General features: G+C 28.1%; 29 protein-coding genes. 6 read left to right on the forward strand and 23 right to left on the reverse strand.

The window, feature by feature from the left end; translation table 11 throughout:
- Positions 1–9: 9 nt before the first annotated feature.
- Positions 10–696: a response regulator transcription factor gene (locus tag ACH5BF_RS12940; RefSeq protein WP_423274714.1), complete on the forward strand. Its 687-nt coding sequence runs from the start codon at positions 10–12 to the stop codon at positions 694–696.
- On the forward strand, positions 693–1,925 hold the full coding sequence (locus ACH5BF_RS12945) for an ArsS family sensor histidine kinase (protein WP_423274671.1): 1,233 nt from the start codon (positions 693–695) through the stop codon (positions 1,923–1,925). Before ACH5BF_RS12940 ends, ACH5BF_RS12945 begins: the two co-directional genes overlap by 4 nt.
- Here the strand turns inward: ACH5BF_RS12945 and ACH5BF_RS12950 are convergent.
- The 5 genes from ACH5BF_RS12950 to ACH5BF_RS12970 all read right to left on the reverse strand — a co-directional run bounded on the left by ACH5BF_RS12950 (position 1,922) and on the right by ACH5BF_RS12970 (position 6,403).
- Positions 1,922–2,347 carry a hypothetical protein gene (locus ACH5BF_RS12950; protein WP_423274715.1) on the reverse strand — a complete coding sequence of 142 codons (426 nt, stop codon included), beginning with the start codon at positions 2,345–2,347 and terminating at the stop codon, positions 1,922–1,924. The genes ACH5BF_RS12945 and ACH5BF_RS12950 overlap by 4 nt on opposite strands.
- Positions 2,347–3,234 carry an adenosylcobinamide-phosphate synthase CbiB gene (cbiB, locus tag ACH5BF_RS12955; protein WP_423274672.1) on the reverse strand — a complete coding sequence of 296 codons (888 nt, stop codon included), beginning with the start codon at positions 3,232–3,234 and terminating at the stop codon, positions 2,347–2,349. The genes ACH5BF_RS12950 and cbiB overlap by 1 nt, the downstream gene beginning before the upstream one ends.
- Complete coding sequence (locus tag ACH5BF_RS12960; RefSeq protein ID WP_423274673.1) at positions 3,224–4,615, reverse strand: cobyric acid synthase; 1,392 nt, start codon at positions 4,613–4,615, stop codon at positions 3,224–3,226. Before ACH5BF_RS12960 ends, cbiB begins: the two co-directional genes overlap by 11 nt.
- An 80-nt stretch (positions 4,616–4,695) precedes the next feature.
- Positions 4,696–5,064 (reverse strand): hypothetical protein, encoded by a 369-nt coding sequence (locus tag ACH5BF_RS12965; protein ID WP_423274674.1) that lies wholly within the window; start codon positions 5,062–5,064, stop codon positions 4,696–4,698.
- Between the two features lie 85 nt (positions 5,065–5,149).
- Positions 5,150–6,403 (reverse strand): P-loop NTPase fold protein, encoded by a 1,254-nt coding sequence (locus ACH5BF_RS12970; RefSeq protein ID WP_423274675.1) that lies wholly within the window; start codon positions 6,401–6,403, stop codon positions 5,150–5,152.
- A gap of 155 nt (positions 6,404–6,558) precedes the next feature.
- Here ACH5BF_RS12970 and ACH5BF_RS12975 point away from each other — a divergent pair, with 155 nt between their 5' ends.
- On the forward strand, positions 6,559–7,950 hold the full coding sequence (locus ACH5BF_RS12975) for a sensor histidine kinase (protein ID WP_423274676.1): 1,392 nt from the start codon (positions 6,559–6,561) through the stop codon (positions 7,948–7,950).
- Here ACH5BF_RS12975 and dtd read toward each other — a convergent pair.
- The 9 genes from dtd to ACH5BF_RS13020 all read right to left on the reverse strand — a co-directional run bounded on the left by dtd (position 7,947) and on the right by ACH5BF_RS13020 (position 15,128).
- A complete protein-coding gene (dtd, locus tag ACH5BF_RS12980; RefSeq protein ID WP_423274677.1) occupies positions 7,947–8,396 on the reverse strand; it encodes a D-aminoacyl-tRNA deacylase in 450 nt (149 codons plus the stop codon). The genes ACH5BF_RS12975 and dtd overlap by 4 nt on opposite strands.
- Entirely contained in the window at positions 8,393–9,001 is a 609-nt protein-coding gene (locus ACH5BF_RS12985) for a transglutaminase-like domain-containing protein (protein ID WP_423274678.1), read from the reverse strand. The genes dtd and ACH5BF_RS12985 overlap by 4 nt, the downstream gene beginning before the upstream one ends.
- On the reverse strand, positions 8,995–10,008 hold the full coding sequence (locus ACH5BF_RS12990; RefSeq protein WP_423274679.1) for an aminotransferase class I/II-fold pyridoxal phosphate-dependent enzyme: 1,014 nt from the start codon (positions 10,006–10,008) through the stop codon (positions 8,995–8,997). The genes ACH5BF_RS12985 and ACH5BF_RS12990 overlap by 7 nt, the downstream gene beginning before the upstream one ends.
- On the reverse strand, positions 10,005–10,751 hold the full coding sequence (locus ACH5BF_RS12995) for an adenosylcobinamide-GDP ribazoletransferase (protein WP_423274680.1): 747 nt from the start codon (positions 10,749–10,751) through the stop codon (positions 10,005–10,007). The genes ACH5BF_RS12990 and ACH5BF_RS12995 overlap by 4 nt, the downstream gene beginning before the upstream one ends.
- Positions 10,748–11,242: a bifunctional adenosylcobinamide kinase/adenosylcobinamide-phosphate guanylyltransferase gene (locus ACH5BF_RS13000; RefSeq protein ID WP_423274681.1), complete on the reverse strand. Its 495-nt coding sequence runs from the start codon at positions 11,240–11,242 to the stop codon at positions 10,748–10,750. The genes ACH5BF_RS12995 and ACH5BF_RS13000 overlap by 4 nt, the downstream gene beginning before the upstream one ends.
- Positions 11,242–11,841, reverse strand: a complete 600-nt coding sequence (locus ACH5BF_RS13005; protein WP_423274682.1) for a MarC family protein — start codon at positions 11,839–11,841, stop codon at positions 11,242–11,244. The genes ACH5BF_RS13000 and ACH5BF_RS13005 overlap by 1 nt, the downstream gene beginning before the upstream one ends.
- 4 nt (positions 11,842–11,845) lie before the next feature.
- Positions 11,846–12,913 (reverse strand): nicotinate-nucleotide--dimethylbenzimidazole phosphoribosyltransferase, encoded by a 1,068-nt coding sequence (locus ACH5BF_RS13010; RefSeq protein WP_423274683.1) that lies wholly within the window; start codon positions 12,911–12,913, stop codon positions 11,846–11,848.
- Between the two features lie 61 nt (positions 12,914–12,974).
- Complete coding sequence (dsbD, locus tag ACH5BF_RS13015; protein WP_423274684.1) at positions 12,975–14,747, reverse strand: protein-disulfide reductase DsbD; 1,773 nt, start codon at positions 14,745–14,747, stop codon at positions 12,975–12,977.
- A gap of 12 nt (positions 14,748–14,759) precedes the next feature.
- Complete coding sequence (locus ACH5BF_RS13020) at positions 14,760–15,128, reverse strand: thioredoxin family protein (protein WP_423274685.1); 369 nt, start codon at positions 15,126–15,128, stop codon at positions 14,760–14,762.
- A gap of 139 nt (positions 15,129–15,267) precedes the next feature.
- Between ACH5BF_RS13020 and ACH5BF_RS13025 the strand changes: the two genes are divergently transcribed.
- Positions 15,268–15,630, forward strand: coding sequence for a rhodanese-like domain-containing protein (locus tag ACH5BF_RS13025; RefSeq protein WP_423274686.1), 363 nt, complete (start codon positions 15,268–15,270; stop codon positions 15,628–15,630).
- Between the two features lie 11 nt (positions 15,631–15,641).
- On the opposite strand, the gene ACH5BF_RS13030 is transcribed toward ACH5BF_RS13025, so the two are convergent.
- The 3 genes from ACH5BF_RS13030 to ACH5BF_RS13040 all read right to left on the reverse strand — a co-directional run bounded on the left by ACH5BF_RS13030 (position 15,642) and on the right by ACH5BF_RS13040 (position 18,864).
- Positions 15,642–15,878, reverse strand: a complete 237-nt coding sequence (locus ACH5BF_RS13030; protein ID WP_423274687.1) for a hypothetical protein — start codon at positions 15,876–15,878, stop codon at positions 15,642–15,644.
- Positions 15,879–15,946: 68 nt separating this feature from the next.
- Positions 15,947–17,986 (reverse strand): EAL domain-containing protein, encoded by a 2,040-nt coding sequence (locus tag ACH5BF_RS13035; protein ID WP_423274689.1) that lies wholly within the window; start codon positions 17,984–17,986, stop codon positions 15,947–15,949.
- Positions 17,987–18,057: 71 nt separating this feature from the next.
- Complete coding sequence (locus ACH5BF_RS13040) at positions 18,058–18,864, reverse strand: phosphatidylserine decarboxylase (protein ID WP_423274690.1); 807 nt, start codon at positions 18,862–18,864, stop codon at positions 18,058–18,060.
- A 163-nt stretch (positions 18,865–19,027) separates the two neighbouring features.
- Here ACH5BF_RS13040 and ACH5BF_RS13045 point away from each other — a divergent pair, with 163 nt between their 5' ends.
- Entirely contained in the window at positions 19,028–19,267 is a 240-nt protein-coding gene (locus ACH5BF_RS13045; RefSeq protein ID WP_423274691.1) for a hypothetical protein, read from the forward strand.
- Positions 19,268–19,276: 9 nt separating this feature from the next.
- Here ACH5BF_RS13045 and mltA read toward each other — a convergent pair whose 3' ends face one another.
- From mltA to ACH5BF_RS13075, 6 genes are all read right to left on the reverse strand, one after another.
- Positions 19,277–20,347, reverse strand: a complete 1,071-nt coding sequence (gene mltA / locus ACH5BF_RS13050; protein ID WP_423274692.1) for a murein transglycosylase A — start codon at positions 20,345–20,347, stop codon at positions 19,277–19,279.
- A 31-nt stretch (positions 20,348–20,378) separates the two neighbouring features.
- Complete coding sequence (locus tag ACH5BF_RS13055; protein WP_423274693.1) at positions 20,379–21,041, reverse strand: TVP38/TMEM64 family protein; 663 nt, start codon at positions 21,039–21,041, stop codon at positions 20,379–20,381.
- A 61-nt stretch (positions 21,042–21,102) separates the two neighbouring features.
- Positions 21,103–21,384 (reverse strand): hypothetical protein, encoded by a 282-nt coding sequence (locus ACH5BF_RS13060; protein WP_423274694.1) that lies wholly within the window; start codon positions 21,382–21,384, stop codon positions 21,103–21,105.
- 10 nt (positions 21,385–21,394) lie between these two features.
- Positions 21,395–23,287 (reverse strand): molecular chaperone DnaK, encoded by a 1,893-nt coding sequence (gene dnaK, locus ACH5BF_RS13065; protein WP_423274695.1) that lies wholly within the window; start codon positions 23,285–23,287, stop codon positions 21,395–21,397.
- 215 nt (positions 23,288–23,502) lie between these two features.
- Positions 23,503–24,075, reverse strand: a complete 573-nt coding sequence (grpE, locus tag ACH5BF_RS13070; RefSeq protein ID WP_423274696.1) for a nucleotide exchange factor GrpE — start codon at positions 24,073–24,075, stop codon at positions 23,503–23,505.
- 15 nt (positions 24,076–24,090) lie between these two features.
- On the reverse strand, positions 24,091–24,882 hold the full coding sequence (locus ACH5BF_RS13075; protein ID WP_423274697.1) for a heat-shock protein: 792 nt from the start codon (positions 24,880–24,882) through the stop codon (positions 24,091–24,093).
- 361 nt (positions 24,883–25,243) lie between these two features.
- Between ACH5BF_RS13075 and ACH5BF_RS13080 the strand changes: the two genes are divergently transcribed.
- The gene (locus ACH5BF_RS13080) at positions 25,244–26,191 is read left to right on the forward strand and encodes a TAXI family TRAP transporter solute-binding subunit (RefSeq protein WP_423274698.1); all 948 of its coding nucleotides are present in this window, start codon (positions 25,244–25,246) and stop codon (positions 26,189–26,191) included.
- Positions 26,192–26,205: the final 14 nt, after the last annotated feature.

The raw sequence follows: 26,205 nt of genomic DNA on the forward strand, positions 1-26,205 counted from the left end.
GGATTCGTCATAATTAAAGTATTAATGATAGAGGATGATTTAGAACTAGCTCAAATCATCACAGATTACCTAGCCTCATTTGATATAGAAGTAGTAAACACAGATAGTCCATACACAGGGCTATCTATGCTTAGTGTGGATAAAGAGTATAAACTTCTTATCTTAGACTTGACACTTCCTGAAATAGATGGGCTAGAGTTAATCCCAAAAATTAGAGAAAAGAGTGATATACCTATTATCATTTCAAGTGCAAGGGATGATATTTTGGACAAAGTTATGGGATTAGAAAGAGGTGCTGATGATTATCTTCCAAAACCATATAATCCAAGAGAATTACAAGCTAGAATCAAAACTATTTTAAAAAGAGTTGACACAAGTGTAGTTGATGTAAAAGCTGATACAAAACAAACAAACTCTATTTTTGAAATAAGAGAAGATGATATGCAAATCAATTTTAAAGGTAATGGACTTACTTTAACACTTGCAGAATATGATATTCTAAAACTTCTTATTCAAAGAAATGGTGGTGTTGTTTCAAGAGAAGACTTTATCTATGCAAGTGACCATATTGAAGATGATTCTTCATTAAAAAACATTGATGTAATCATCTCAAGAATTAGAACAAAATTAGCAAAAATTGATGACAGTCAGACATATATCAAATCTGTAAGAGGTATTGGATATAAACTAATATGACAAAAAACATCTCTATTTCTGCATTTATTAATATCATTTTTTCATTAGCATTTATCGCTATTATGATTACATTTGCTTTGTTTATTAGATTTGATCAGCAAAGACATGAAATTACATTACAAAATAGATACGAACTAATTGCAGAGAACTTTTTAAGTGCTTTTCAAAATCAACCAACAGTTGAAACTCTTGAAAATCTTTTTAAAAAGTTTAAAGTTGAACCTATCAAAGAAAGAGATGAAAAACTTGAGATTATCAAACAAGCTCAAGAATTAACTATTACTCAAAACTATTTAGGAACTTATAGGGTTTATAAATACGATAATCACTACTATATCTATGTTCAACAGTATGGTTATAATATCATGCTTAAAGATATTAGAAACCACAACTATAGCATGGCTATTATTGTTCTTGCAATGGTTTTATCTTTAATTACTTTACTATTTTTATATATCACATTGAAAAGAAAACTTTTCCCTTTAAAGCGCCTAAACAAGCAAATTATTGAGTTCTCAAATGGAAAACGAGATGTAAAAATAAAAAGTGTGAGTAATGATGAAGTTGGAACAATCGCAAAAAGTTTTAATGAAGCCGTAACAATCATAAGTAATCAGACAAAATCAAAAGATTTATTTATGAGAAATATGATGCATGAGCTTAAAACACCTATTACAAAAGCTATGTTTATTGCTGAAACACTTGAAGATGATAAAGCAAGAGAAAATCTACAAAAAGCTTTTAAAAGAATGGATGATATTATCAAAGAGCTTGCAACTGTTGAGAAAATCACTTCTCAAAATAGAGTTGTATATAAAGAGCTTACATCATTTTTTAATATCTACAATAAAACTTTAGAGATTATGATGATAAACCCTGAAAATATTGCTTCTAAAATTAGAGATTTTAAATTTGAAGTTGATATTTATATGTTCTCAATAGTTTTAAAAAACCTAATAGATAATGCAATCAAGTTTTCACCAAATAAAAAAGCCATAATAAATGCCACAAAAGAAGAGATTATTATAAGCTCAAAAGGTGAACCTTTAAAACATGAATTAGAGTACTATACAGAAGCTTTCTGTCAAGAAGAAAAAAGAAGTGATGGCTTTGGATTAGGTCTTTATATAGTTAAAACAATTGTAAATTTACACGGATATAAATTAGAGTATTTCTACAAAGATGAAAAAAATCACTTTGTAATAAATATGAAAAAAGAGAAGAGTTAAGACTCTTCTCTTACATCTTTCATTACTTCAAACCAGTCTCTTGAAAACTTGTTTTTGATATACTTTTCCCTGTGAGGCACTATACATCCTGAACAGTTTTGATGAATATAATCTTCACCTATGTACTGCGCACCATCTTTTGAGTTGATACCACATTTTGAAAAAAGTGTCTTTCCATCAACTTTTTCAAAACCATCCATTTTAAATCTAAAGTTTGGACAGGCACATAAATAACAGTTTAGATCTTCATAATCATGGCATTTTTTATTGTCTTTATATAAAGGACAGAAATCTGGTTCGTTTTTTACCATGTTATCAAATCTAAAGTACTCTATTACCTCATCAATTGATTTATCCGTAAGTTTTTTCATAACATTTGCGTGTAGCTTACCTTGTTGGTTAAACCACTCTTCATAAGTCATCATATTACTCCTAAAATTAATACACTTATTACTAATATATCTAATCTATTTTTTATTGAAATAGCTTTTATAACATCACTATTTTCTATTTGTTCTCTACCTCTTCCAAAAAATGGTTTATCTTTTATCTTTCCAAAATAAGAAGTAGGACCACCAAGTTTAACACCTAAACCTAAAGCAATAGCTGAGATAGGAAGCCCAGCGTTTAAACTATCATGTTTTTTACCATATTTCCCAAACTCAAATAGTGCTTCTTTTGAGAAGAAAAATAGTGCTATTAAGATAGCTGTGATTCGAGAAGGAATATAGTTTGCTATATCATCTACTATTGCACTTACTTTTCCAAACTTCTCATACTTTTCATTTCTATATCCAACCATAGAATCAAGAGTATTTATAGCCTTATATACAAAAGCCCCAACTATTCCAAAACAAAGAAGATAAAAAAGTGGTGCGATTACTCCATCACTTAAGTTCTCGCCATATGTTTCAATAGCTGCTTTATTCACATCACTATTATTCATACTACTTGTATCACGACTAACTAAATATGAAATCTTTTGCTTTTTTACGTCAAGGTCATCTGAACTTACTATATCTTTTACACTATCATATAACATTTTAGAAGCTAGAGTAAAAGAGGCTAAAAAACCTTGAATAAAGATATTATCAATCATTGATAAAAAAGAAGTGATTATAAAAACTACTGCAATTAAAGAGATAGTTAAAAGCCCTCCTCTTAAAACAGAGTCTTTATAAAATCTCTTTTCAAACCACTTGATATAATCTCCCATAAAAATAATAGGATGTTTTAAGAACTTTAGTTTTTCAAACTCTCCGAAAAAAAAGTCTATTAAGAAAGCTATTAAAGCGATACTATAAAACACTTTGTTCTATCCTCTTTACATCAAGTCTACTTTTCATCTCATCTATAAACTCATCAACTGTTTTTTTCTTATACTCTTCAAACAAATATCCTACATATTCACTTTTTATTGACTTAAAATATGTAGTTCTAAAAGAGTCATTATCAAAAAGACCATGAACAAAAGTACCTTTAAACTTCTCTTTTTCGTATGATAAAGGATATTCATCACTCATACCATGATGTATCTCAAAACCTTTGATATTATGTCCAAATAAATCGTATGATTGTTTCTTTAAAACTTTCTTCTTTTCAAAAACTATATTTGAAGGAATTACTCCAAAACCTTGCTCACATAAACTCTCACTATTTTCTAAAGCATATTTATCATCAAGTGTTTCAAACATCATTTCATATCCACCACAAATAGCACAAATATGACCTTTATAGTTTTTAATCTGCTCATATAAGCCCATATCTTTTAACCATTTTAAATCTTTGATTACAAGCTTTGAACCAGGAAGGATTACTAAGTCAAACTTTTCTAAAGAGATATTGTGATTTACAAACTCTACAAATACTTCATCATCTGCTATTAAAGGCTCTATGTCATTATAGTTACTCATATACGGATATGATATAACTGCAATGTCTAGTTTTTTATTTTGAGGCTTTTGAATAAAGTTTTGTAAAGAAGCACTATCTTCAAATCCTAAGTTAAATGGAATATAAGGCAATACCCCAAGCACTGGAATACCAAACTCTTCATTGATGATTCTAACACCCTCATCAAATAAAGTTAAATCCCCTCTAAATTTGTTTACTATAACACCTATTACATTCTCTCTTAGTTTCTCAGGTAGTAAGTGATATACCCCATAAATAGAAGCAAACACACCACCCTTTTCTATATCAGCTACAAGTATAATCTTTGTATCGTATTCGTCAGCAATAAAAATATTTGATAAGTCTTTATCCATAAGGTTTAGCTCTACAGGACTTCCAGCACCTTCACTTACAACAACATCATACCTTTCATCTAAATACTCATAACATCTCTTAACAGCAGGTTTTAAAAGGTCTAAATCTCTATAATACTCTCTTACATCTTTGTTTGTAACTACTTGCCCTTCTACTATAAGTGAAGCAGAGTTTCCCCTACCTGATTTTAATAGAACTGGATTTAAGTGATATGAAGTCTCAACTCCTAAAACTTCACTTTGAAAGTATTGAGCTATTGCTATTTCACTTCCATCATCACATACATGTGAGTTGTTTGAGACATTTTGAGCCTTAAAAGGAGCAACACTATAACCTAAGTCTTGAAGTATTTTTGCTATTACAAAAGTGATAGTTGATTTACCAGCGTCTGAGCTAGTTCCAAAGATAGAGATGTTTTTCATTTTATTCCTGCGATTATATTTTGTGACATTATAGTAAAAATAAAATTAGAGTAATCGAGGAATAAAATAAAAGTTTTTATTTATGAAGCGATATTGTATTTATAATTGTATTTTTCATACCAGTTTGTAGAAAGTAAAGCCTTTTGACCAAGCTCATTTTTCTCTAAAAACTCTAAAAGTTCATCTTTTCTGTTGTTTTCACATACTTCATGAAAAACCTTAAAAGCAAAGTTCATATGCTCTTTTATATGCTGTGGTGTTGGGTCATAAGCTTTTAAGTCAATCACTTTTTGAGCTCGAAGCTCCAACTCTTCTTCTTTTGAGATATAATCCAAAATAGTTCCTGTTTTAGGACTTCTAACTGTCTTAGACTCTAAATATTTCACATAGTCATCATGACTAAACACTTCTTTTAAATCAAATTTTTTTAACTCATTTTGAAAGTTCATCCTAAGCCTTTGTTATAAAAAGTAAATGAAGTATATCAAAACAGAAGAACATTTTGGTTACGCAGTTTGTATAATAAATAGTTTTTTAATCTTCTAATATTCCTGTTTCTATGAAGGTGTTTATTTTTTCTACCTGTTTTTCTTCTATGTAACTATCTTGTAAAAACTTTTTACCAAAATATAAACTTGTTAAATGAATTGTATTCATATCTATAAAGTTAATCATTTCATTAATTTCTTTTTCTGAAAAAGTTTTTCTACGATTAGCAACTCTTTCATTAGTATTTTCTTGTCTTAAATAAATTTCATTTTTTATTGATGTTAAAAAAATATCAAAATTTATATCAATGTTTCTTATATTAAAAGATATATAATCAGAGTATGGATTATAAAAACCCTTTAATTCTACTATTCCTTTACCATGCTCTTTTATTATAAATACTTTGTGTCTCTCAATAAAATTAATATTTGTAATTATAAAGTATTTTATACTTACATTATTTTTATCAGCTTTATTATCTTCTATCCATTCTTTAAGATTGTCTAATACCTGCATATATATTCTTGCATTTAGTACTTCTGATTCTTCAAAAGTTTTTAAAATCATATCACTATAATTTTTTAGTACCTCATAATTATTATCAAATATCAAATTAAATAGTTCTTCTATACTAGGTTCGTATTTCAAATACTTAGATACAGTCTTTTCCTTTACCTTTGAAAAAATATCTTTTTCTTCACCTTCAAATACATCATCATTTAAAATAATCACGACTTTACATTTAAAATTTAGAGTTAATTGAGTTATGAAACCAAACAAATCATTCAAGTCTATATCTTTTGATTTTCTTTCAAAATCATCGAAACATATAATAGCTCCACTATTTAAATACTCTTCTGTTCTTTTTAACTTTTCATTTTCTAATAAATCATCTATTTTCTCAAATGATTTATCAGATATTTTAGATAAATCTAAACTAATTCCAAATACACTAATAGAATTTGCTAAACTTAATGCTGTATCAATAGAATTTTTGACTATATTTTTTGTTTTTTCTTCTGATTTAAAAGAGTCTACACTTTCAAATAATTTTAGAAATATTTCACTTTTTATCTCTTCAATTGAAGTTTTACCATATAAACTTATATAATGGTTTGGAATTTTTTCTTCTTTATTATTTAGATTAGGAATTATTTCTTTTTGCCAAAAATGAGTCTTTCCACTTCCCCACTTTCCTGAAAGCATAATAACTTTACCATTTGAAATTTCTCTTTTTAAATAGCCATCTTTACTTTTATCGCCTAATAAATAGTTTTTTAGTTTTTCCTGATTTGACATTTTTTACTCTATTTTAATTTTTTATACTCTATCTAAAGATAGTAAAAAACACACTAAAATATTAAAAAATAGAAATTAACTATCTTTTATACACACAAAACTATTATATTTTAAAAATATTTGCTAGAATAAAGCATAAGTGCAAGGATTTTACCATGTATAAAAAAGTAAAAAAACTATTTGATATAAAAGTTATATATACTATTGTTTTTATTACCTTAGCTTCTTGGTCTTTTTTTGCTTATTTTACTATGAGTACTCTAATTGAAAAGCAAAAGGTCTATGCAAAAATCATAAACCTAAGTGGTAAACAAAGAATGTTATCACAAAAAACTACTTTAATAGCCAAAAGATATTTTGAATCTAATGATTATAATTTAAAGAAACATCTAAACGAACTTATTCTCCTGATGGAAAAAGAACATACTTTTATTATAAAAAATCTTACATCAAGTGAAAGTAAGAAGATTTATTTTGAAAATCCTAAAGATTTAGACAAGAAAGTAAAGCTATATCTATCTATGTTAAAAGAGTTTTATGAAAAAAATGAATCATCAAAACTTGAACAAATACAAAATTACTCTTTTTCTTTACTGCCTATTTTAAATGATGCTGTTTATCAGTTTGAAAAAGAGAGTGACCAAATGACAAAAGATTTACTCGCAAGAGAGATTTTTATACTAATTGGTACATTAGTTACTTTACTACTTGAAGCTATATTAATAGTAATTCCTTCTATTAGGCTAACAGAAAAAAGAGAAAAAGAGTTAAAAGAGTTAAATATAAATTTAGAAAGAAAAGTAGAAAAAGCAGTTAAAGAGAATAATGAAAGAGATAATATCCTAAAACATCAATTTAGACTTGCTCAAATGGGAGAAATGGTAAAAAATATCGCTCATCACTGGAGACAACCTCTGTCTATTATTTCAAGTTTAGCAAGTTGTATGAAACTTGAAAAAGAGATGAATATTCTTGATGAAAATAAACTAACTGAAAATCTTGACTCAATTGTAAATCAAACACAAAAACTATCAAATATTCTTGATGATTTTAGTCTTTACACACAAGAAACAGCTGAGGATTTAGTATATTTTAATATTGTTAAATCTATTAATCTAACTACAAATCTTTTAAGTGCTTCCTTCGATCATGAAAATATAAAAATTGAAAAAGAGTTTTTTGAAGAGGATATTAGAATCGAAGGAAATAATATAAAATTTAGACAAGTCATTTTAAATATTTTAAACAACGCAAAAGACTCCCTATTAGAATCTAATATAAAAGATAAATATATCAAAATATCTATCAAGCAAAAAAATAAAGCTATTGTGATTCAAGTAAAAAATAATGGAAAAAAAATAGATGAAAATATAATAGATAAAATATTTGATATTTATTTTACTACAAAACACCAAGCCCAAGGAACAGGACTTGGCCTATTTTTATGCCATGAAATAGTAACTAAATACTTTAAAGGAACTATTCACGCAAAAAATTTAGAAGATGGTGTATGTTTTAAAATAGTTCTACCTAAAGTTCATAGTTAATTTAATTCATTGCTATCTATTATAAAAGTTACTGGGCCATCGTTGTGAATATCCACATCCATATGAGCTCCAAACTTTCCTGTTTGAGTATGAACTCCTAAAGACTCAAACTCTTTTACAAACTGTTCATACATAGCCTTTGCAATATCAGGTTTTTCACTGCTATCAAAACTAGGTCGTCTTCCTTTTTTCACATTTCCTGCAAGAGTGAATTGAGAGATAATCAAAGCTTCACCTTTTACATCTAAAAGAGATAAGTTCATCTTTTCTTCACTATCAGAAAAGATTCTAAGGTTTACTATCTTAGTTACTAGTTTACTTATATCTTCTTGTTTATCACCTTTTTTTACACCAAGTAAGATATTTAACCCCTGCCCTATTTTTCCAACTACTTTTCCTTCAACTGTAACACTTGAAGAACTAACTCTTTGAATTACTGCTATCATTTATACTCCAACTTTTCAATTACTAACTTTTTATTCTCAAAAGGATTAATTATTGCTTCTATTTCACCAAACGTATACTTTAATCTAAAACCTATTTTAGAACCAGTTGCTGTGCTTTCTAAGATATAAAATCTCTTGTCATTTACATATAAAGCTTTTTTATTTGATATTTTTTCTTTTAGATTTACTATTACAAAAATATGTTTTGGAACTAGTACAAAATAAGCTTCATAACCACTTACTTTAAGAAGAGAGATTAAAAGATTTGATTTATCATCACAGTCACCAAAGTTTTGTTTTACAACTTGTTTTGCACTTCTTGCAACTGATTCATTTATCTTATATGGTATTGCTGTTGTGAAATCAAGCATTGCTTGAACTTCACACTTTTCATCACCTTTGATACAATCTTTTGTTAAGTATGAAGCTAATCTTTTTGTATAATCATCAACTCTTACTTGATTTACATAAGTGCTATCACCTATATCTATAAACTGATTTTTAACAATAAAAAATGAAGTGATTATCATATAAATCACATAAGCTATAAATACAAAAGATAGTAAAAAAGAGAAGTATTTTAAAAACTTATTGTCTATTAGCATATCTTATTTAGTGCCTCTTTTAACACTTCATTACTATGTGAAGACTTTACAGCTATTCTTGCATAAGTACCATCTAAAAAATCAAAATTACTACAGTCTCTTATCATGATTTTATAAGGTTTTAGTTTCTGCTGAAACTGTTTTGCTGTTATGTTTTTAAGTTTTACAAGTACATAGTTTGCACTACTTTGATAGATATGCTCTATTAGATTACAAGATTGAAGTATCTTTTCTAATTGGATTCTATTTTTTACATTTATAGCTTTTGCAACTCTTTTAAAAGTATAATCTTCAAGTGCAGCTTGTAAATAGTTTGAATCAAACTGCGATAGTTTCCACATTGGCTCAAACCTTCTTAAACTATCTATATTCTGCTCATTTGAAACAATAGTTCCTACTCTAATACCTGCACTCGAATAGAACTTTGTCATTGATTTTAAGATATAAAGTTTATCGTATTTTTTGATATATTTTGTAGCTGATTTTCCATCACAAAAATCTAAAAAACTCTCATCTATCAAAATAGTACAGTTTCTTTTTATCCAATACTCAAGTAGTTTATCAATATCATAATAAGTTCCATCAGGAGTTGAAGGATTTACAAAAACTACTAAACTTCCCTCTTTTACTGGTAAAAAAATATTTTCAAATCTATTTATAGTTCGAAGTTCATAGCCAAAATTTATAGAAGCTTTTTTATACTCTAAATATGCAGGACTATAAATAGTACAGTGTGTTAAATCAAGATGCCTAAACAAAGTAAAAATAGCACTACTTCCACCATTGAAAAGCTCAATTTGACTCGGCTTTACACTGTAGTTTAAAGCTATCTTTTCATATAAACTATCATAAGTTGGATAGGCTGAAATATCAAGTGAGTTAAAATCTAAATTGATATTTGGTTTTATAAAATTGATATTTGAAGATAAGTCTATTATATCTTTTACTTCACACCCAAGCTCTTTTGCAAAAGCTTCTACTTGACCACCATGCTCAAAAGTATTCATACTACTAAAGCCAATGCCACATTAAGTAAGATTAGTTCTACATGCTCTAAAGTAAAGCCTAAACAATCCCCATTTACAAAGCCAAACTGCTTATCTAATTTCTTTAAAATCAAATAAAAGCTAAGCAATGAAGCTAGCAAAAGAACTAAAACATATGAGCCAAGAAACAAAGCAAAAACTATATATAAAAGACTAAAAAGTTTAACTTTTCCTACTCCTGCATCTTGAAAGGCAAGAGATAAAAAACTATCTTTAGCAAATTTAAAGTAGCCAAGTAAATAAATAAAATTTAGCCTTGAAAATATACAGATTATAAAAAACAGAACATACTGTTCTTCAAAAAGTAAATATGTAGTAGCTGCAACTTTTAGTAAAACAAAACTAAAAGTATATAAAGCCCCAATAGCTCCAATAGTTGGCTCTTTCATGATTTTATAAGCATCTTTCCCACCATGTGAAGCAAACCAAGCATCAACCACATCACAAACAGCTTCAAGGTGTAAAAAACCATATAAAGCAAGATATACAACAGCACTTATGAAAGAGGCATATAAAGGATTGAATAGCTCATTTAATCCTAAATTTAAAACTATTACAAGTGTTGAGATAATAGCTCCAACTAAAGGTAAAAGAGCTAAAGTGTATTTGTAAGTTTCATTGTTTATTTCCATGTTTTTTACAAAAACTGGAATAGTTGAGAAATATGAAAGTGCAAAATAAAAGGCATTTAAAACTGTTTTCATTTTAGTCTTTTCTCCAAGCTATACTTCACTTCATAAACCTCATCACATTTTTGAGCTAAATATTGTCCTAAAAGCCCAGACATATCCACAAAATCTCTACTATATTTTTCCATAGGAATTACACCATTTCCAATATCATTTAAAATAAAAATCACATTACAATCAAGTTCAAAAATCTTATTTAGTTGTATTTTCATATGATTTAAACCATTGTCCATATTATTTAATATAAACATTGTCATACAATCAATCAAGTAAGTTTCACCCTCTTTTACAACTTTTACTAAATCCTTTGGCTCTTCAATAGATAAAAAGTCATCTTTTCTCTCTTCAATATGTCTTGAAATTCTCTCAGCCATAGCCTCATCATTATATGAGTTATCATAAGTTGCCACATAATATGGCTTTTTATCTTTTGATAACTCTAAAGCTTTAGCACTAGCTTTTGATGTTTTTCCTGACTTTTGACCGCCAAAGTAAAATATTTTCATTATAATCCTAAAAAGTTTTTAATACCTGTAAATACAATCTGAGCTGATAAAGCAGCTAAAAATAGACCTGTAATTTTTGAGATTACAAGAAGTCCTTGTTTCCCAACTACTTTTTCAATTATATTTGACATATAAAGCATAAGACCTATTACTACAACAGCACAAACTAAAGCTAAACTTCCCATAAACATAGAAGAAGTATTATCAAAAGTAGCACCCATTACAAGTAAAATACCAATTGTTCCAGGGCCTATTGTAATAGGAATAGCTAAAGGTACTACGGCTAAATCACTTACATTATCAACGCTTTTTTTACTACCCTCTTTATTTCCTTTGATTAAATCAACGGCTGATAAAAATAGTAAAGCACCTGCACCAATTCTGAAGGCATCTAAAGTAATTCCAAAAACTTCAAAAATATGTTTCCCAAAAAACACAAGAACTAAACTGATAATTACAACTGAAATAGTAACTTTTATAGCTAAAGCTTTTTTTTCTCTAACTGTTGCTTCATTTGTTACTGTTAAAAATACTGACAACACAAAAAATGGTGTCATAATAAAGAACATTTTTAAAAATGTTGAAATAAATACTTCCACTATCTTATCCTAAGAAACTTTCAATTTTATTTGTTAAGGCTTGTTTATCAACTCCATTTATAGAAGCATAACAAAGAGCACCTCCACAACCAACACCCTCTTTTGCTTCACCTTCATCATAAAGTTTTAAGGCAGGATGTGAAGATAAACTAAAGTCAAAATCACTTGCATAAGCATTTATAGAAAAATTTAACTGTTCTAATAAAGCTTTTATATCAGAGTTTTCATCTTCATATATCCACTTTGTTGTACATAAAGCAATATTCTTTGCATCTACAACTCCACCCATCACTTCAACAATTGAATTAGCAATAAGTAAAGCACTAGCCATTTGTGTACCACCTGCAAGAACTACTTTTAAATCATCTCTTCCAGTTGAACCTAGTATAAACCCTGCTGTAAAAATCAACATATTATCAGATACTTTTGACAATCTAGCAAAAACATCATCCTCTTCATTTATAAAAGCCATAGCTTCATTTATAGTTTTTGTTCTTATATCATCTGGTGAGTTTTTAAATGAACTAGAAAATAGTTCATCTGCTTTATATCCTAATGCCTTAGCTGTTGCATAAGCTGTTGTAGTTCCACTTGGAACTGACTCACCTAAAATCACATAATCACTTTGAAGTTCTAGATTTTGAGCAAACTCAACACCCTTTTGGAAAACATCCATAGCGTTTATATTTGCATCTTTATTTATAGCTTCACTTGGATTTAAATCAAAATTATGAACTTTAAAATAGTCTATTTTTGGTAAAGTTTGTAATCCTAAATTTACTATCTCTACATTTCTATAAGGTTTTAACTCATGAACTGCTCTTGTAATAAGTGCAGGTGTTGGAACACCTTTTGGCGTTTGGGCTATATCTTCTAGAGACCTAACTTGTTTTACACATAAAAATTCACTATCAAGTGTTGGTGTTAGATATAGTTTTCCTGGGATTCCAGCTTGTGAAATATTTGGAATTTCACATGTTTTAGTAACGCTTGTATTTAATAAAAAAGAAGCTGTTTTTCCCCTAAGAGATTCAAGAAAGTCTACACTTCCTAAAATTGTATTAAAGTTCATAAAAAACCTTTATTTATATTTTTAGGAAGTATAACAAATATTAGTTTTAAAGTGCTTTTTCTTAGAAATGCTTATTTACTATTTCTAAGAAATCTTTTGGATTTTTGTAGCCTACAATTTGTGAAGCTTTGATTTCTTTGTTGTTTTCATCCCAAAAGATAAGTGCAGGAGGACCTACAACTCCAAATTTTGCTTGTAATGCTTTATCTTCATCTGTGTTTTTTGTAACATCTGCTTTTAATAAAGTAAACTCATTTAACTTCGCAATTACTGCTGGGTCTTTAAATGTAATTCCTTCTAACTCTTTACAAGAAACACACCAATCAGCGTAAAAGTCTAACATTACAGGTTTAGATGAAGCTTTTATTGCTTCATCTAATTGGGCTAAATTCTTTACATATTTAAACTGAAGTTCATTTTTATTTACAGCTACACCCTGTGCAGATGTAAACTTAGAAAAAGGCTCTAGTGGATTTGTAGCACCACTTAAAGCTCCTACCATTAAAGAAGCCCCATAAATAAAGATTACAACTGTAATTAGTTGAGCTAAAATATGCTTATAAATTCTTAAGTATATTCCTGTAGCTAAGAATAATAAAGCCCATAACCACATCACATAAATAGGCTCTAAAACTCTATCTAACATCCAAACTGCAACAGCTAACATTACAATACCAAAGATTTTTGATACAGAATCCATCCAGCCACCTGGTTTTGGCATATATTTTCCAGCACCTAAACCTATTAAAAGTAAAGGCACACCCATACCCATACTCATAACAAATAGTGCAGCTCCACCAAGTACAGCATCACCAGTTTGTCCTATATATACTAAAGCTCCTGCTAGTGGTGCTGCAACACAAGGTCCTACTATAAGCGCTGATAAGAATCCCATAATAGCAATTCCTAAAACACCTTGTTTCTCTTTTCCATCTGTTGTTTTTGTGATTTTATTTTGAATACTTTGTGGTAATTCTAATTTATAATATCCAAACATTGAGAAGGCAAGTGCAACAAAAATACCTGCAAATACGATAAGTACATAAGGATTTTGAAGGGCTACTTGTAAGTTTGCACCAAATAAACCTGCTATTACTCCTGCTATTGTATAAGCTAAAGACATTGCTACAACATAAACAAAAGACATAAAGAAACCTCTTGCAGGTGTTATTTCACCCTCATTTCCTGCTTTTACAATAATTGAAGATAAAATAGGAATCATTGGGAATATACAAGGAGTTAATGAAAGCCCAAGTCCAGCTAAAAAGAAAAATCCAAGTACTACAAAAAAGCTTTCACCTTTGATTAAACTTGCTATTTTATCTGTTTCATTTAAAGCTTCCACATCTTCTTTTTGAGTTGCTTTTTCCTCTTGAATTTCATTTGAACTAGTATTTACACTTGATTCTCCAAACCCTACTAAATCTAAAGTATATTTCTCAGTCATTGGTGCATAACAAAGTCCTGCTTTTGAACACCCTTGAAATTGAACTTCAAGTTCATAAAACTTTGAATCAACTTTTGATTTTAAAAGAGATATTGGAATATTTACATCAATATTTTTAAATTGAACAACCCATTCTTCATAAGTTTCTGGTTTAGGAAGTTCTAAATCTTTTGTAATTTCTATTTTAGATGGTTTTGTAATAAAAAACTTTAATTTATCATCATAAAGATAAATATCTTGACCTAACTCTAACTTGAAGTTTATACTCTCTTGAGTTTTATTAAACTTAGTTTTAAAAGCTTCTTCTGGCTCTAAAACTACTCTTTCAATAGCAAAAATCGATTGAAAAAGTAATGCTAATAAAACGATACTTCTAATAATAAACACTTTTATAAACTCCTATTCTAATTCAAATATTTTTCTTGAACTTTTTAAAAGTTCATCTGCTGATTGTATTCCAACTATAGTTTTTAATGGCTTTCCATTTTTAAAATAAACCAATGAAGGAAGTTTTGTAATTTTGTATTTTTTTGCAAGAGCTAACTGCTCATCTATATTTACTTTAAAAATCTCTACGTTATCAGGTTTTACTATTTCAAACTCTTGAAGTTTTATATTTAAAACCTTACAAGGAGGACACCATACAGCATAAAAATCGATAATAGCATTTTTATCTTTTATCTTTGTTTCAAAATTTTCAGTCGTTAATTCTTCAAATGCAAAAAGTGAAGCAACACTAAAAAGAAACATTATCAATATTTTTTTCATTTTAATCAACCTTTAAATAAATCCTTGTAATTATAACAATATTATATATAATCTTTATAAAGTGTTTGTTAATTTGTTTAACTTATATTATATTTATTTTTTATTATAATTTTTTATTATATAAAAGGAACTTTTTTAAATGGATGAATTAGTTGATTTACAACCTAAAACTGTAGAAAAAATGATAGATGATTCTAGTGTTGTAATGATTGATGTAAGAAGAGAAGATGAGTGGCTAAGAACAGGCGTAATAAGAAATGCTCATAAAATGACTTTTTTTGATATGTATGGTAACCACAATGTAGAAAAATGGATGGAAGAGTTTAAAAAAATTGTTCCAACTAAAAATACAACTATTGTTCTTATTTGTGCACATGCAAATAGAACAAGAACTATTGGAAACTTTTTAATCGATCAAGGGTATAAAAATACTGCACACTTATTTGGTGGTATGGCCTTATGGCAACAAGAATTAAGAGAAACTATTAAGCATGAAGCTTAATAGTTATTTTATTAAGCTTCAGAAGCTTTTCTATCAGCACTTGCTTTTTGTAATATTTCAATTACCTCATCTAAGTTTTCATATGGAATATGAGCTTTCCATTGAACATCTTGACCATTTAAAGAAATACCAATACTAACGATATCAGCAGTATCTTTTCCATATGGCTCAGTTACATTTGAAATAGAAATTTGACCTTTTTTTGTTCCTGCTAAAGGAAGTGAACCTAGCTGTGTAATAGTTGACATTTTTAATCCTTAGTGTTTAAATTTATCTTTAATTTATTTTACATAAATAAACTTTTGTTTAATTAAAACTATGCAACATTTGCACAAGGTTCTCCTAAATAATAACCTTGGAATTCATTTACGCCCATTTCTAAAACAGTATTAAACACTTCTTCACTATGAATATATTCTGCAATTACTTTTATATTTAAAGCTTTTGAAAATTCTACTATTGATTTTACAATTTCATAAGAGTTTTTATCTTCATTAATACTCTTAATTAATGAGCCATCAATCTTTATATAATCAGGTCTCGTTTCTAGAATATGTGCAAAATTGGAATAACCTGTACCAAAATCATCAATGGCAATTTTAATTCCTTGTTCTCTATATTTCTTAATAAATTTTTCTAATAAATTATAATCCGAAATAAAATCACTTTCCAATAGTTCAAAAACTACTCTTTGCTTATGAATAGTATCAATATGATTTAAATAACCATCTAACATCTCAACAAAATTTTTATCTTGTATATCTTTGAAACTAAGATTAATACTAATTTGTTTATCACAACTTTGTAATGTTTCAAAAGCCTTCCCAAAAAGCTGATATGCTAAATTTGTATACTGTTTTGTTTTTACTGCAACTTCTAAAAATTTATAAGGCAAGATATACTCTTCTTCATTTTTATTATTTATATCTTTTATTCTCATTAAGGTTTCATACTTAATAACTTCTTTTTTATCATTACAAATTGGTTGATAAAAAGGAACAATATTGTCAGTATCAATTGCTTCTTTAATTTTATCTCTCCAATAAATTGCTTTTTGAATAAGCTCTTTAGTATCAAACTCATTTGTATATGATACAGATTTAAGATTATTTCTTTTTGCTTTTTTAAGAGCAATACCTGCTGTCTTCAATGGTTCTTCTTGTCCTAAAGAAATTCCTATAGTAATATCAATAAATATTTCTAAATCAGTATTTTCAATATAAATAGGATTGTCTTTAAATAAAGAAGTTAACTCTTCAATAAAGTTTTGAAAACTAATTGTATCAATCATATTATTTTTAACAATTGCAAATTCATTACCATAAATTCTATATGCTTTTGATTCATACTTTAAAGCCAATTCATTTAGTTTTATAGCTGTTTGAACTAAAACTTGATTTCCTGTATTAAAACCATAAAGTTCATTTATATCATTAAAAGAGTCAATATCTATTACAATTAAAGAAACAAATTCTTGATTTTTGATACTCTCTTCAAGAGCATATCTATTCTCTAAATTTGTCAATTCATCAAAATATAGTTTTTCTTGAATCTCTTTTGTTTTAGCTTTAACTTGTACTTCCATTTCTTGTTTGTTATTTTCTATTTGACTTAACATACTATTAAATTGATTTGCAAGAAAACCAATTTCATCATTTGCCTTTTTATTTGTATATAACTCTTTTAGTTTTACATCTTTAAATTCATTTAACATTCTATTTAAAGGAACAATAACCTTTATAGTAATAAAAACACCTATTATTGTAAGAACAGAAAAAAGAAGTAAAGATATATTTAAAAGTAAAGAGTTTATACCTGCTAAAAAGATAGAAAACTCTTCTGTATATATAGATGAGACAATATACCAATCAAGTTTTTTGTTATAACTAATCCAAGATAGTTTTTCATAAGTAAAATTGTTTGGATCATAAACTCTATTCCATTTATAAGTAAAGTTTCTAGTTGTTTTATATGAATTAATAACCTTATCATACATAGAGATATCTTCATTAAAAATAATCACATCTTTGATATTTTTTTTACTAAACTCTGATGATGGATTTACAATGATTTTTCCAGTTTTATCAAAAATATAAACATATCCACTTTTTCCAAGATTAATACTTTTTAATAAAAAATTTATATCTTGAGAAAATTCTTCAAAATTTTTAAAATTCTTAGATTTTTGATTTATAGTTGATACAATTTTTTCAAATTTATCTTCAATTTGAGTTTTTTGAGTATTCGCAATATACTCATTTATTTTTGGTGAAAGAAAAAATACTACGAAAAATAAATATGCAAGAAGTAGCAGTATTAGCATCCATGCTACTTTAAAAAATATTCGATTTGCCATAATTTCCCTAATTATTTATAATTTTAGGGAAATTATATCGTAAAAGTTTTACATTAAAATAAAAAATAAGCTTATTTATTACTTGCTATTTTATCAGTAAATTTAATATCTTTGTTTAATAAATTTTCTAACTCTACAAAATCTTTTTCCCAAAGCATTACAACTGTAGAACCCATTTTAAAATATCCTAAACAATCTGCTTTGTTTATTTTGATGTTTTCATACTCATAAACTTTGATTTCTGATGTGTCAAGATTTGTTTCAACCCTTGGCTCAAATTCAAATACCATTTGACCAACGTTAAGTGCTCCTACAAATACCATATAGAAAACTTTTCCATTAGCAACACACTCTAAAATTACTCTTTCATTTTGAACAAATAATTCAATTTCTTTATTTAGGTATTTTAAGTTAACTGGATAAAGTTTACCTGGAACATGAATTAATTTTTTTAATTCAAAATCACAAGGCGAGTGATATCTGTGGTAATCTTTTGGAGATAAATAAAAATTCATAAAATCTCCATCTTTTAACTTTTCAAAATTATCTTTACAATAGAAAGTTAATAAATCTTCATAAGAGTATTCCATTCCTTTTATTTGTAAAGCTAAGTCACCTTGAATTTTACCACATTGAGTAATTAAACTATCTGTTGGAGAAATGAACTCATCATCAGCACTTTTAACTTCTCTATCTATCTCAAGCTCTCTTGTAAATAAAGCATTTAAAGATTTATAATGTTTTGGATGTTTAAACTCACTCATATTTAAGCCTAAAAACTTCACATATCCTCTATTAATAATACTTTGAATAGGTGAAGGGAATTGAGTTTTTGCAAACTTTCCAAAATATTGAGAAATTACATTTGTAATGTGCATGGTTTTCCTTTTGTAAATTAATAGGCGAATTTTATCAAGATTTACTTCTTAAACTGCTTTAATTAAGTATAATTAGTTAATGAAACTATTATTAGATAAACTTTTTCTTTGAAAAGTTTTGATAGAGTTTCATTTCATTTAATAAATATTAAGGATTATATTAATGTATAAAATTATAGTAGCCAATCAATGTGGTTGCTTTAAAAGAAGCGATTTAAAAAACAACTTAACATTTCAATCTAAAGATGACGCTCTTTTAAAAGCAATAGAAATGAAAAATCATATGAATAAAGAGTTCTGTAATAAACATGAATTTGAAGTTCAAGAGATGTACAACAATTTTGTAATCTCATTTTACAGTGATGCTAGAGATAATTGCTGTGGTAATGGATGTTGTTCTTAAGAACAACATCTATATCTTAGGGACTAAAATAAAAAGTCTTCCTTTCTCTTTCATAAGACCAGCTAACTCTTCAGCACTATTTCCATAACCAAAGAAAAAATCAGCTCTAATTTCACCTTTTATAGCACCACCTGTATCAGCTGCAACCACTAATCTATTTATAGGCTCTTTTGTTTTAGGGTTTTTTGTTTGTATAAATACAGGCATACCTAAAGGAATATGTCTTTTATCAACTGCTATATTTCTTTTTGCTAATAAAGGAACACCTAAACTTCCTGTTGCTGTTTGTTCTTTTTTTGTAAAAAAGATATAACTTGGATTTGAATTTAAAATTTCATCAACTTTACTTGGATTTTCATCTAAAAACTTTTTAATTGTTTGTAAAGAGATATTCTCTTTTTGTAAATAACCTTTATCAAGCATTGTTTTTCCAATAGCAACATATTTTCTTCCATTTTGGTTTGCATATCCAATATTTAAAATCTCTCCATTCTCAAGTTTTACTCTACCTGAACCTTGAATATGTAGGAAAAATAAATCTACTTTATTATCCACATAAACAATTACTTCTAAATCATCTCTTTTTTCAATCTCTTCTCTTGTATCATAAGGATATAAATATCCATTTAACTCTTTTGCTTTATATTTAAATCTTTTAAAATTTTGATATTTATTTTTATCTCTTAGATTTACTAAATCTTTTGGCGTTTTATAAATTGGATATTTATATTTATCAGTTTTTGTCAAACTCCCATTTAACAATGGCTCATAATAGCCAGTGATTAAACCTAAATCACCCTTATTTGAAACTAATACCCTTGGTGTAAAATATTTAGTAAAAAACTCTTCTCCATTTTCATAATATAATGAGTTTTCACAAACATTTTTAAACATCTCTTTTTTAGATGCATTAACACATGCTTTTTTAAATGCCACTAAGGCTTCATCTAAATCATCATCAAAAAATCCATGCATATAATCATAAGTAGATTGTTTTAAAGTAGGAGTATGTGACTCTTGTTTTGTAGAACATGCAGTAAATAAAAAAATAGCAATAATTGGAAATAAAATATACTTCATGATTAGCCTTGTGATATAGTGATTATAAATTCTAACATTTTTGAGTTTTTATCTTATTAACTTTTGTAAAAACCAACCATAAAAACCAAAATAAAACTGTTATACCAAGTGCAGCGATTAATGCTGGCATTGGATTATCAAAGTTACTAATTGAACCTGCATAAGAGATTGCACTTACATAAGGAATAGTTCCTAAACTCCATGCTAACAAATATTTTTTTAATGGCATTTTACAAGTTCCTGATAAACAAGAAGATATCTCAGGAAGTAAAGGTACTGCCCTTGATAAAATAATAACTAAGAAACCATGGTTATTAAAAATATCTTTCATTTCTTGTTTTTGTGGTTCATTTGATGAAAGTTTATTTAAAACCTTTTCTCCATATCTTTTCGATAAAAAATAACCTGTTAAAGAAGCACATAATAAACCTATTAAAGTATAAAATATTGCCCCTTGCAAACCTAAAAAATATCCAGCTAAAAGAATAACAGTCATCGTAGGAATAGCAATAAATAAATCAATAAATAAAAGTAAAATAACAAGTGAACCAATGATATAAGAAGGTTGTTCTTTTAAAGTAGTAAAAGTCTGCTTAATATCATCAATACTTAATACACCACTAAATTTAATAATTAGTAACATACTAGTAAAAATTGTAAATAGAATTAAAATAGATTTAATTAATAATTTCATTTTATAATCTTTAGTTTTTGTGATTATAAACATAAAAGGTTAATGATTCGTAAAAGATATTTTAAACTTGAGAATAAACCTCTTTTAATCCACAGTGTTTACATCTATACTCTATATCATTTACTCCAGAGCAACCTCCACTTTTAAGCATTCTTGCACTTATAGCTTCTGATTTAAATGTAGTTTTTGTATTTTCATCATAAAAAGTTCTAGTAGTTTCCCCACAATCTGGGCAAATACCTTTGTTTAATTTATCAACACGAGAGTGTTTGTTTTTGAAGTATAATAAAACTGAGAATATTACTATTAAAAAAACTAATAGTAAAAAAATTAGTGTTTGCATGAAGTAGAGATTACTCTACTTCTGCATCGATAACATCGTCATCGTCTTTTTTAGCTTTTTGGTTTGGTTGAGCACCTTGTGCACCACCTGCTTGTTGCTCTTTAGCATACATAGCTTCAGCTAACTTGTGAGATTTTTCAGTTAATGCTTTAACTTTCTCTTCAATTTGCTCTTTTGTTGCATTTTCATCTTTTAGAATCTCTTCTAATTCAGCTGCTGCATCAATAATAGCTTTTTTCTCTTCTTCAGAAACAGCATTTTCATTCTCTTCTAAAGTTTTTCTTGTTGAGTGAAGTAATGCATCAGCTTGGTTTCTAACTTCAATTACTTCTTTTCTTTTTGCATCAGCTTCTTTGTTTGCTTCAGCTTCATTTACCATTTTTTCGATTTCTTCATCAGATAATCCAGATGAACCAGAAATAGTAATTTTATTCTCTTTTCCAGTACCTTTGTCTTTAGCAGATACATTTAAAACACCATTTGCATCAATATCAAATGTTACTTCAATTTGAGGTACACCTCTTGGAGCTGCAGGAATATCAGATAATTCGAACATACCTAAAGATTTATTATCTTTAGCAAACTCTCTTTCACCTTGAGCAACGTGAATAGATACAGCTGGTTGATTATCTTCAGCAGTAGAGAATACTTGAGATTTTTTAACAGGAATAGTAGTACCTTTCTCAATTAACTTAGTTAATACTCCACCTAAAGTTTCAATACCTAATGATAAAGGAGTTACGTCTAATAATAATACGTCTTTTACATCACCTTTTAATACACCAGCTTGAACAGCAGCACCAGCAGCAACAACTTCATCAGGGTTAACACCTTTATTTAAGTCTTTTCCAAAGTACTCTTTAACTACAGAGTTAGCTTTTGGTAATCTAGTTGATCCACCAACCATGATTACTTCTTCAATTTCACCTTTATCTAATCCAGCATCATCTAAAGCAACTTTGATGTGATCTAAAGTTTCGTTAATTAAGTGCTCAGTCATAGACTCAAATTTAGCTCTAGTTAAAGATTTAACTAAGTGAACTGGTCCAGCGTTACCCATAGAAATAAATGGTAAGTTGATTTCTGTTGAATCAGCAGAAGATAACTCTTTCTTTGCATTTTCAGCAGCATCTTTTAATCTTTGTAATGCCATTTTGTCATTTTTGATATCAAAACCATTTTCAGATTCGAACTCTTTTGCTAACCAATCAATAATAGCGTTATCAAAGTCATCTCCACCTAAGAATGCATTACCATCAGTAGATAATACTTCAAAAGTTCCATCACCAATTTCTAATACAGTAACGTCAAAAGTACCACCACCTAAATCATATACTAATACTTTTTCTTCACCTTTTTTATCTAAACCATATGCTAATGAAGCAGCTGTTGGCTCATTGATAATTCTTAATACATTTAAACCTGCAATTGTTCCAGCTTCTTGAGTAGCTTTTCTTTGTGCATCATTGAAGTATGCAGGAACTGTAATAACTGCATCAGTTACAGGAGCACCTAAAAACTCTTCTGCATCAGCTTTTAATTTTCCTAAAATTTTTGCAGAAATTTCTTGAGGAGTATATACTTTATCAGCAATCTCAACAGCAGCTGCACCGCTTCTATCAACGATTTTGTATCCTACTTTATCTTGTGCTTCTTGTGCATTTTTTTCGTCCATCATAAGACCCATAATTCTCTTAATAGAGTAAATAGTCTTTTCAGGGTTTGTAATAGCTTGTCTTTTTGCTGGATCACCAACTAAAACTTCACCTTTATCAGTAAATGCTACAATTGAAGGAGTAGTGTTTTTACCTTCTTTATTAGGGATTACTTTAGCTTCTCCACCTTCGTAAACTGCCATACAAGAGTTTGTTGTACCTAAGTCAATTCCAATTACTTTGCTCATTTTTTTTCCTTATCAAATTTTTATTTTTATTTTCAAATATACATTTTAAAATCTATTAGTTTTATGACATTCCGGTCAATCCTCAAAATATAAAAGTTCTATTTTGAGGATAGTTCAAGGCGGGCAAAAAATTTAAGGGAGGAGCTTACTTTCAGTAAGTGAGTCTCTTAAATTTTGCAGACCAACGCCGAAATATTCCAAAAGAGGACTTTTATCTATTTCTTACAGATACTTACCATTGCTGGTCTTAGTAATCTCTCTTTTAATTTATAACCCTTTTGAAGCTGTGCAACTATTTGTCCATCTTCATGATCTGGGCTATCTATTTGCATTACTGCATCGTGGAAGTTTGGATCAAACTCACCATCTGTTTCTACAACTGAAATATCATGTTTTTCAAATGCAGTATAGAAGTTTTTAATTGTTAATTCAACACCTTCTTTTAATTTACCTAATAACTCTTCTGCTGGCATATCTTTAGCTGCTTCTTCTGCAGCTAAAGCCATTTCTAAAGTATCAATTGGAGCTAATAAATCTTTTGCAAACTTTTCACTTGCATAGTCGATAGCTGCATACTTTTCTCTCTCAAGTCTTTTCTTAATATTTTCGAAATCTGCGTGTACTCTTAAGTACTTATCTTCAGCTTCTTTTAACTTATCTTCTAATTGAGCTATTTGCTCTTCTGCACTTAACTCTTTTTCTTCACATGACTCTTCACAAGTCTCTTGTGTTTCTTTTTCTTGTGCAACTTCTTCGTTTAAAACTTCGTCTTTTTTTTCTTCACTCAATTTTTTCTCCTATTATTAAAAGCTTCTAATTTTTTTATAAAAGAACTCATAATCTTTTGCTAGTTCACCAATTACAAGCATTTTTACATCATTTCCTTCAACCTGACAAGAGTGGCAAATACCAATATAGTTTTGAGGTAAAAGATTTTCAAAATATAAACCTTCTTCAACTCTATTCAATACTTCACCTTTTAAAAAACTATCAATCGTCATTTCATCAAAGTTATAGCTTAATGCTAAATTTAAAAACTCTTTGTAATTAAAAACTTCAAAATTAGAGTTTTGCAATGTATAAATAATTGCATTATATACTTCATAAGCGCCTACATCTTTTGAGATTTTCAGTATATCTTTTAATGACAAACTAATCATATCACCTAAAAATCTATAAAGTGCACTAGAATACTTAACATTTATTGCAAATGAAGTAAACTCTAATATCATATATTTATCTTCAACATTTATAATATTTTGCAGTAAATCAGAGTCCTCTTTTTTTAAGAATACTGTAACTCCCACTTGAGATGCATAATATTGTAAAGCTTTTAAGTTAATCTCATTTAATTTGAAATCTAACTTACTTTTCCAATATTGTTTTAAAGCTTCAATAGTTGGAGTTCTTCCACTACTAATATGCTCTTGAGCTAAAAAACCTTCATCTCCTAACTTTTTAAAGTATCCTCTAATCGTTGCAGGAGAGTATGTAATATCATACATTGATTTTAGCTGTGTAGAACCAATTGGCTCTAAATGCTCAATATATGCTTTTATAATAGACTGTAATAAAAACTCTTTTTTATCAATCATATTTCTTTACCATTTTTCAATTTTTTAGCACTCGTTCTCTCAAACTGCTAAAGAATTATAACTTATTGAGTGTATCTTTGTCAAGTAATATTGAAACGAATTTATAAAAATTTTTAAAATTTTAATTTCTAATTTGAACTTGTATAAATTTTAAAATAGGACACTTTTTATACACATTAGTAACCACTTTTAAGAAAAATTTCAATTTTAATATGATAAATTTATGATTAATTGTAATTTTTATGCAATTTTTATGAAATTATTTGTAATTGCTACTACTTGAATATTTTATTATATGTGATATAATTATTGAGTGTACATATGATACATCTAATTTACATAAAAAATCAAAGGAGAAGAAATGAAGAAAATTGCTACAGCTGCTTTATTAGGAGCACTTACGATTCCAGCATTCGCTGCTGAATTTATTACTATTGGTACTGGTGGTGTTACAGGAACTTACTATCCAACAGGTGGTGCTGTTTGTAGATTAGTTAATAAGTATAAAAAAGAGACTAAAATCAGATGTTCTGTTGAATCAACTGGTGGTTCTGTTTACAATATTAATACTATCAAAAATGGTGAGTTAGACTTTGGTATTGCTCAATCTGATGTTGTTTACCAAGCAGCACAAGGAACAAAAAAGTTTGACGGAGAGCCTGTTAAAAAATTAAGATCTGTAATGGCTATTTACCCAGAGTTATTTACATTAGTTACTAGAAAAGATGCTAACATTAATGATATCATGGATGTTAAGGGTAAAAGAATTAACTTAGGAAACCCAGGTTCAGGTAACGAAGCTACAGCTTTAGCATTATTTAAAGCAGTAGGAATTAAAAAAGATGATTTAGCATTTGCAGGTGCTTTAAAAGCAGCAGAAATGCCAGATGCATTAAGAGATAACAAGATTGATGGTTACTTCTACATGGTAGGACACCCAACTGCAAATATTAAAGATGCTTCAAACTCTGTTGACGTGAAAATCACTCCAATTAAAGGTGATAAAGTTGATGCATTAGTTAAAGCTAACCCTTACTTTGCACAATCTGATGTTCCAGGTGGAATCTATAAAGGAAATGCTGAAGGAACTCCAACATTTGGTGTTAAAGCAGTACTTGTTACTAGTACAGATGTAAGCGACAAAGCAGTGTACACTGTAGTTAAAGCAATCTTAGAAAACTTTGATGCATTCAAAAAACTACACCCAGCATACGCTAACATTACAAAAGAGTCTTTATTAGACGGTCTTTCTGCTCCTATGCATGAAGGTGCAAAAAAATACTTCAAAGAAGCAGGAATTTTAAAATAATTGTTTCTTTCTTA

Source organism: Arcobacter pernae, from assembly GCF_049472135.1.
Taxonomy (GTDB): domain Bacteria; phylum Campylobacterota; class Campylobacteria; order Campylobacterales; family Arcobacteraceae; genus Arcobacter_B.

Excerpts from the sequence above, each read along its gene's own strand:
- ACH5BF_RS12945 (WP_423274671.1), top strand. The coding sequence starts at position 693 with ATGACAAAAAACATCTCTATTTCTGCATTTATTAATATCATTTTTTCA.
- ACH5BF_RS12950 (WP_423274715.1), bottom strand. The coding sequence starts at position 2,347 with ATGACTTATGAAGAGTGGTTTAACCAACAAGGTAAGCTACACGCAAAT.
- ACH5BF_RS12960 (WP_423274673.1), bottom strand. The coding sequence starts at position 4,615 with ATGAAAAACATCTCTATCTTTGGAACTAGCTCAGACGCTGGTAAATCA.
- ACH5BF_RS12965 (WP_423274674.1), bottom strand. The coding sequence starts at position 5,064 with ATGAACTTTCAAAATGAGTTAAAAAAATTTGATTTAAAAGAAGTGTTT.
- ACH5BF_RS12970 (WP_423274675.1), bottom strand. The coding sequence starts at position 6,403 with ATGTCAAATCAGGAAAAACTAAAAAACTATTTATTAGGCGATAAAAGT.
- ACH5BF_RS12975 (WP_423274676.1), top strand. The coding sequence starts at position 6,559 with ATGTATAAAAAAGTAAAAAAACTATTTGATATAAAAGTTATATATACT.
- dtd (WP_423274677.1), bottom strand. The coding sequence starts at position 8,396 with ATGATAGCAGTAATTCAAAGAGTTAGTTCTTCAAGTGTTACAGTTGAA.
- ACH5BF_RS12985 (WP_423274678.1), bottom strand. The coding sequence starts at position 9,001 with ATGCTAATAGACAATAAGTTTTTAAAATACTTCTCTTTTTTACTATCT.
- ACH5BF_RS12990 (WP_423274679.1), bottom strand. The coding sequence starts at position 10,008 with ATGAATACTTTTGAGCATGGTGGTCAAGTAGAAGCTTTTGCAAAAGAG.
- ACH5BF_RS12995 (WP_423274680.1), bottom strand. The coding sequence starts at position 10,751 with ATGAAAACAGTTTTAAATGCCTTTTATTTTGCACTTTCATATTTCTCA.
- ACH5BF_RS13000 (WP_423274681.1), bottom strand. The coding sequence starts at position 11,242 with ATGAAAATATTTTACTTTGGCGGTCAAAAGTCAGGAAAAACATCAAAA.
- ACH5BF_RS13010 (WP_423274683.1), bottom strand. The coding sequence starts at position 12,913 with ATGAACTTTAATACAATTTTAGGAAGTGTAGACTTTCTTGAATCTCTT.
- ACH5BF_RS13020 (WP_423274685.1), bottom strand. The coding sequence starts at position 15,128 with ATGAAAAAAATATTGATAATGTTTCTTTTTAGTGTTGCTTCACTTTTT.
- ACH5BF_RS13025 (WP_423274686.1), top strand. The coding sequence starts at position 15,268 with ATGGATGAATTAGTTGATTTACAACCTAAAACTGTAGAAAAAATGATA.
- ACH5BF_RS13030 (WP_423274687.1), bottom strand. The coding sequence starts at position 15,878 with ATGTCAACTATTACACAGCTAGGTTCACTTCCTTTAGCAGGAACAAAA.
- ACH5BF_RS13035 (WP_423274689.1), bottom strand. The coding sequence starts at position 17,986 with ATGGCAAATCGAATATTTTTTAAAGTAGCATGGATGCTAATACTGCTA.
- ACH5BF_RS13040 (WP_423274690.1), bottom strand. The coding sequence starts at position 18,864 with ATGCACATTACAAATGTAATTTCTCAATATTTTGGAAAGTTTGCAAAA.
- ACH5BF_RS13045 (WP_423274691.1), top strand. The coding sequence starts at position 19,028 with ATGTATAAAATTATAGTAGCCAATCAATGTGGTTGCTTTAAAAGAAGC.
- mltA (WP_423274692.1), bottom strand. The coding sequence starts at position 20,347 with ATGAAGTATATTTTATTTCCAATTATTGCTATTTTTTTATTTACTGCA.
- ACH5BF_RS13055 (WP_423274693.1), bottom strand. The coding sequence starts at position 21,041 with ATGAAATTATTAATTAAATCTATTTTAATTCTATTTACAATTTTTACT.
- ACH5BF_RS13060 (WP_423274694.1), bottom strand. The coding sequence starts at position 21,384 with ATGCAAACACTAATTTTTTTACTATTAGTTTTTTTAATAGTAATATTC.
- dnaK (WP_423274695.1), bottom strand. The coding sequence starts at position 23,287 with ATGAGCAAAGTAATTGGAATTGACTTAGGTACAACAAACTCTTGTATG.
- ACH5BF_RS13075 (WP_423274697.1), bottom strand. The coding sequence starts at position 24,882 with ATGATTGATAAAAAAGAGTTTTTATTACAGTCTATTATAAAAGCATAT.
- ACH5BF_RS13080 (WP_423274698.1), top strand. The coding sequence starts at position 25,244 with ATGAAGAAAATTGCTACAGCTGCTTTATTAGGAGCACTTACGATTCCA.